This window comes from Paenibacillus ihuae, assembly GCF_001368795.1.
Taxonomy (GTDB): Bacteria; Bacillota; Bacilli; order Paenibacillales; family Paenibacillaceae; genus Paenibacillus_AQ; species Paenibacillus_AQ ihuae.
In genome coordinates, this window is the sequence record NZ_LN831198.1 from 4288463 (window position 1) to 4294587 (window position 6125).

Here is a 6125-nt window from a genome sequence, read left to right on the forward strand (position 1 = left end):
CCAGCGTGTCTATCTTGCCCCGTCAATGACAGAGCTGCCGTTTACGGCAGGCCAGGAGGGCGAGCTCTCTTATACCGTTCCTTATCTGGAGAATCACCAGATGGCAGTGATAGAGCTGGCGTAGCCAAAGCACTCTCTGGTGAGTACACATATTTATAAAAATAAGGGACGTCGCAGCAGCCTCCGGCTTCTGTAACCTCCCTTTTTTAATCCGCTATCCGCGTGTTATTTCTTTTCACCTGGATATCCCTGCTGCTTGCCCAAAATAATCCTCAGTTGTGATCCTCCGGTTTGATAACACCTTTTTTGATGATTATATTTCCGTATAATGCCTCTTCACCCGTAATTACAATGGCATAACTCTGCCTGGAGCGGTTATAGAACGCAAAGCGTTCCTCGTATTCGATAGTTGCCGCCTCATCATGTTTGGAGATAATGTCTTCATAAGTAGACCAGATCACCGGTACCGTGTTGTCACCTTCAACCACAGCCATGAACGCTGCCTGGTGCGCCGCATAATGATCCAGGGGAAGCAGTTCAAGGATCGCATCAAGCAGCCGGGGAACCCCGATGCCATCGTATCTTAACACTCTGGAATGCAGCGCATGCCCCGGATAATTGGCATCCGCCAGCACAAGCTCATCCCCATGGCCCATCTCCATCAGTACCCGAACCAGTTCGGGGGACAGGAGCTTCGGTATTTTCTTCAGCATGTTGTTCCTCCATATAAATTGAACTTGTGAATCTTTTATTTAAGGGAATGGTCGTGACTCCTGAGAATGTTTGGACTTCCGGCCGCTGCCCTTCTGCAGATTTCTTGATTCCCTAATGTTTATTACATGTTCAATCCATATTGAATAAAGCTACATTCCGTAGAATGACCTTAAAGCAACCAGCTCATCAATACGGTTCTGGGGCAATTCCCGCTCACCGTTAATCATTCGCGTAATAAACGTCAGCTTAGCTGTATATTCGAGCCTTTCCATGTTCAGGTAGGCGCTCATTACATCCTTGCCCCAAGTCAATGCACCGTGGCTCTCCAGCAGGACTGCTGTTTTCTTGCCCAGAAAAGGAATCAGTGAATCCGGGATCTCTTCCGTCGAAGGTGTCCCGTACTCTGCCAGCGGAATATCCCCCATGGCAATTACAGACTCAGGCATCATCATCTTGTCCAGGCTTTCTCCTTTGATGGCAAATGCAGTTGCATATGGAGGATGCGCATGAACTACACCTTTCATCTCAGGCAGCTCATTATAAATCTTAAGGTGCATTTTCACTTCAGTAGACGGACGGTAGCCTTCCGCAGCTTCAAGAATCTCCCCCTGCAGATTAACCTTTACGAGCATATGCGGCTTTAGATACCCTTTGCTGACTCCGGTCGGTGAAGTAAGAATCTCTGTTTCCGATAAGCGTGCAGATATGTTGCCGTCATTAGCGGCTATAAAATCCTTGTTAAACAGATTTCTGCCTATATCACAAATTAGCAGCCGCAATTCCTCTTCCGAATGATTCATTGGTTACTCTCCTTTATTTAACGGATGATTTATAAAGCCGGATAATAACTGGAAAGCGTACAGGAACGTGCCACAAGCTCTCTGACCTCAGAGGTTTGAACGGCTCCCAAGGCCGTTAATTGAACAGCGATATTCCCGATCGCACTCGCCTCTACAGGTCCGGCGACAATTTCCTTGCCGGTAGCATCTGCCGTAAGCTGGCAAAGAAGAATATTCTGAATCCCGCCGCCGACCATATGAATTCTGCGGATGTTCTGTCCGCTTAGCGCTTCCAGCTCTTTAATCGTCTCTGCGTATGAGAAGGCCAGACTGTTCAGAATCGTTAGAATGATCTCTGCCTTTGTCCGCGGCGGTGTCTGCCCGGTCCGGGTACAATACGCCTCTATCCGTCCAGGCATATCGCCAGGTGTACTGAAGAGTGCATCATTCGGATCAATAACCGGGGCAGCATACGCTGTCCTGTGAACACTCTGTGCAAGCAGGGCAGCCTCAGGATGAGACACCGGTTCACCCGCTTCCGCCCAGCACCGCTGCGTTTCCTGCAAAATCCACAGCCCTGTAATATTCTTCAGCAGACGATTGCTGCCCCCATAGCAGCTTTCATTGGTAAACCCGTATTCACGGGCCAGCTCCGTAATTACAGGCCGCTCACTCTCCATGCCCACCAGGGACCATGTTCCACAGCTGATAAACGCGGCATCCGGTTTGGATATATAGGGGATTGAGGCCACCGCAGAAGCCGTGTCATGTGAGGCTCCGGCAATCACCTTGAGCGGACCGATGCCAAGCTCTTCCTGCAGGGCAGGCAATACAGGGCCGATGACTGTCCCAGCCGGAACCAGTGCAGGAATCAGGTCAACCGGGAGACCCAGCCTGTTCAGTACCTCCAGGGAAGGTCCAGCTCCCCCTGCGGCCAGCAGGCCGCTTGTACTCCAAATCGTCTGCTCCGCCACACCAACACCCGAGAACAGGTAATGGAACAAGTCAGGCATCATCAGCATTTTGTCCGCAGTCTCTCTTAGCCAAGGGCTGATTCGCAGATCGGCAAACAGTTGATATACTGTATTGATCCTGGCCGATTGGTTACCTGTTAGCTGAAACTGTTCTTCCGGCGGCAATAGGGACTCAAGGATGCCCGCACTGGCAGCTGTTCTCTGATCCCTGTAATGGTGCGGCGAATACAGCAGCTGTCCTTGGCTGTCAATGAAGCCGTAATCGACTCCCCATGTATCTACGCTTAAAGCCGTCAATGCACCCTGAGCCTTAGCGGCTTTCCGTATGCCCTGCTTCATTTCGTGAAAAATCCTCAGAACATCCCAGTATAAATGTCCGCCCGCGTGTACCGGCTGATTAGCGAAACGGTGAATTTCTTCCAGGTGAATACTCTCACCGTCATACACGCCCAGCATAACCCTGCCGGAGCTTGCCCCCAGATCCATTGCCAGCAAATTTATAGCCTCGCTCATATTATCCGCACCTGCTTCATTTGAGGAATTAATACAGCGGCCCGAAGTTCCGGCAGGCTCTGTAATCCGCACTCTCCAGATCCTCTGTACCGAATAATGACCATACCCGCGGTCTGAAAATACGTGACTCTTCCACATTGTGCATACTGACCGGAATCCGCAGGATAGATGCAAGTGTTATCAGATCTGCACCGATATGCCCGTAGCTTATTGCCCCATGGTTGGCTCCCCAATTGTTCATGACATCGTAAACAGATTTAAATGAGCCCTGATTCGTCAGCTTTGGCGCGAACCAGGTCGTTGGCCATGTCGGATCAGTCCGTTCATCCAGCGTCTTATGAACAGCTTCGGGCAATTCCACAGTGAAACCCTCTACAAGCTGAAGTACAGGACCGAGTCCCTTAACCAGGTTGAGACGGGCCATCGTAACCGGCATTCCGCCTTTAGTCAGATAATCCGTAGAGAAGCCTCCTCCCCGGAAATATTCCTGCGATGCAGCGCGGAAGCGGGTCTGTGCGATACAGCGATCCGCTTCTTCATCCGTAATCTCCCAGAAAGGCTTAATCGCCGGCTTTCCGTCAATACTCTGCTCTCCTGTTCCATCCAGCGCCGCGGAGCCGGAGTTAATCAGATGTAATAGTCCGTTTGCCGCGTCTCCCTCCAGCGTATATCCGGTTACACGTTCAACAGCGGCAGGACTCCAGTACGTGCGGACATCGGCGAATATTTGTGCGGTGTTCGTGAGCAGATAGTTGAACAGCATGGTTACGCCATTCAAGCTGTCATTTTCAGTTGCCACAATATAAGGTGCGCGTCTGCCGTTCCAGTCAAAGGAGGAGTTCAGCAGCGTCTCCATGAAATCCCCGTTCGGAAAATGATCCGTCCAATGCCGCTGGCCCTGAAAGCCGCCGACAAGTGCATTATGCCCGTTCGCTTCTTCCTCGAAGCCAAGCTCGGCCAGCTTAGGATTACCGACCATGAGGTCACGCGCAATGAGGGTCATTTTCACACATGTCTCCCATTGTTTTTCCTTTTCCTCATCGCTGATTTGCAGCTCCGGCGGGTTATTATCTGCTCCGATCCGGCAATTCTCCTTGACCCAGGCCAGCGCGTGCTCAAATTCTGCTTGATCATAGATTTCTTCCTCAAACCGGCGGACAAATTCAGACATATCCACATACTCATTGCGCATGCCCAAATATTCCTGGAAAAACTGCTCATTAACAATCGAACCCGCGATCCCCATGGAGACAGAGCCCATAGACAAATAGGATTTGCCCTTCATCAAGGCTGCTGCCAGAGCAGATTTGGCAAACTGCAGCAGCTTGGACTGTACATCCGCCGGAATCTCTTCGCTGCCGGAATCCTGAACGTCCTCACCGTATATCCCGAAAGCCGGAATTCCCTTTTGCGCATAAGCAGACAGTACCGCAGCCAGATATACCGCACCCGGACGCTCGGTTCCATTAAATCCCCATACTGCATGAGGAATAGTGGCATCCATATCCATGGTTTCCGAACCATAACACCAGCACGGGGTTACAGTAATAGACACTCCAACATTTTCACTTGCAAACTTCTGTGCGGCAGCCGCGGCTTCCTTAACACCGCCAATTGTAGAATCAGCGATAACACACTCTACTTGAGAACCATCCGGATAAAAAAGCTTTTCTTCCAGAAATTTGGCCACACGCTGCGCCATGCCCATCGTTTGGACTTCCAGCGATTCGCGGACACCGCGTCTTCTGCCATCAATGGTGGGCCGGATACCAATCTTCGGATAATTTGTTGCCACTGCTGTTCCTCCTCAAATTAAGTGGTTGAATATTGCGGCAAATCCATTTTAAAAAAAAATCAATCCTGTGGATGAAGCGCTATCATTTATGCTTTGAGACTGATTAAATAAAGTTCATGTTAATAATAGAATCGAAATACAATGAAGTCAACAACAAACCACATAATGATCTTATGTTTTTGTGGTTTAATGTGATATTATTAAAAAATAGTGTGGGTTTTATGATGATTTCTGACTACCTCTTTGTAAATTGTAGTACACTATGAATAGTAAATGATTTTAATTAAGGGTGGATTAGACATGAAGGCATTTGAACGGCGGGACCTCATTATTAACGAGCTTTATAGACATAAAAAAGTGCATGTCGCTGACCTCGCTCAAAAATTCCAGGTATCCGAAGAGACGATCCGGCGCGATCTGGACAAACTCGATAAAGAAGGACTGGCCAAAAAGAATTACGGCGGCGCCATTTTGAATGCGCATACCAATGAAGATCCTTCCTATGCAATCAGACACCAGATCAACCTTGAAGCCAAAGGCATTATTGCCGCCAATGTGCTGGACTTGATTAATGACGGGGACAGTCTGATGACCGATACCAGTACAACAGCTTTTGAAGCCTTACGCAAAATTACCGAAGCCAAACAGAATCTAACGATAATCACCAACTCATTGGCTGTTTTGTCCGAGTTCCAGCATTCCGGCCACAAGCTGATCTCAACCGGTGGTACTTTAGGGCCTGAAACCAGCTCCTTCGTAGGCCCCACAGCTTCCCAGAGTATACAAAAGTACAATGTGGATGTAGCTCTATTCAGCTGTAAAGCGCTGTCTATGACGGGAGGCCTCAGTGATTCCAACGAGGAAGAGAGCGAACTAAAAATTCTAATGCAAAAGCAGGCCAGTAAAGTCGTGCTGCTCGTAGACCATTCCAAGTTTGACCGGATTGCCTTCATCAAGCTCTTCAGCTTTGATAAGGTCGATTACATTGTGACCGATCAGAAGCCTTCGGAGGAATGGATTTCTTTTCTAAATGAATATCAGGTATCCGTTCTCTACGGTTCTGACATGTAAACTACACTTCACCAGGAAGGGGCTTGCACTAAAACTAAGAAGCCCCCATTCCACCATGTCTGTACACTCAGGAGGTCGGGCAAAGGTACATTGTAATTGTAATAAACATAAAAACAGGCTTACAAAATCGCCCGAAAGCAAATTGTAAGCCTGTTCTGATAATACCGGCGAGAGGACTCGAACCTCCACGGTTTCCCACTCGATTTTGAGTCGAGCGCGTCTGCCATTCCGCCACGCCGGCATAAATTTAAATGTTATTTAAAATAATGGCGCGCCCTG

5 protein-coding genes and 1 tRNA gene are annotated in these 6125 nt (G+C 49.0%); 1 reads left to right on the forward strand and 5 read right to left on the reverse strand.

All coding sequences use genetic code 11. The annotated features are described in order from the left end of the window. Positions 1-272: 272 nt before the first annotated feature. From fucU to AQR02_RS19685, 4 genes are all read right to left on the reverse strand, one after another. Positions 273-713: an L-fucose mutarotase gene (gene fucU, locus AQR02_RS19670; RefSeq protein WP_054941924.1), complete on the reverse strand. Its 441-nt coding sequence runs from the start codon at positions 711-713 to the stop codon at positions 273-275. 150 nt (positions 714-863) lie between these two features. After that, positions 864-1514 carry a class II aldolase/adducin family protein gene (locus AQR02_RS19675; protein WP_054941925.1) on the reverse strand — a complete coding sequence of 217 codons (651 nt, stop codon included), beginning with the start codon at positions 1512-1514 and terminating at the stop codon, positions 864-866. A 29-nt stretch (positions 1515-1543) separates the two neighbouring features. Continuing rightward, positions 1544-2980: a rhamnulokinase gene (locus AQR02_RS19680; RefSeq protein WP_054942181.1), complete on the reverse strand. Its 1437-nt coding sequence runs from the start codon at positions 2978-2980 to the stop codon at positions 1544-1546. Between the two features lie 28 nt (positions 2981-3008). Further along, positions 3009-4775, reverse strand: a complete 1767-nt coding sequence (locus AQR02_RS19685; protein ID WP_054941926.1) for an L-fucose isomerase — start codon at positions 4773-4775, stop codon at positions 3009-3011. A gap of 300 nt (positions 4776-5075) precedes the next feature. Here AQR02_RS19685 and AQR02_RS19690 point away from each other — a divergent pair, with 300 nt between their 5' ends. Next, entirely contained in the window at positions 5076-5846 is a 771-nt protein-coding gene (locus AQR02_RS19690) for a DeoR/GlpR family DNA-binding transcription regulator (RefSeq protein WP_054941927.1), read from the forward strand. Between the two features lie 162 nt (positions 5847-6008). Here AQR02_RS19690 and AQR02_RS19695 read toward each other — a convergent pair. Further along, positions 6009-6087: transfer RNA gene (locus AQR02_RS19695), tRNA-Leu, on the reverse strand. Between the last annotated feature and the right edge of the window lie 38 nt (positions 6088-6125).

What these genes read in the sequence shown, in the direction of transcription:
- fucU (WP_054941924.1), bottom strand. Translation starts at nt 713, where the DNA reads ATGCTGAAGAAAATACCGAAGCTCCTGTCCCCCGAACTGGTTCGGGTA.
- AQR02_RS19690 (WP_054941927.1), top strand. Translation starts at nt 5,076, where the DNA reads ATGAAGGCATTTGAACGGCGGGACCTCATTATTAACGAGCTTTATAGA.
- AQR02_RS19680 (WP_054942181.1), bottom strand. Translation starts at nt 2,980, where the DNA reads ATGAGCGAGGCTATAAATTTGCTGGCAATGGATCTGGGGGCAAGCTCC.
- AQR02_RS19675 (WP_054941925.1), bottom strand. Translation starts at nt 1,514, where the DNA reads ATGAATCATTCGGAAGAGGAATTGCGGCTGCTAATTTGTGATATAGGC.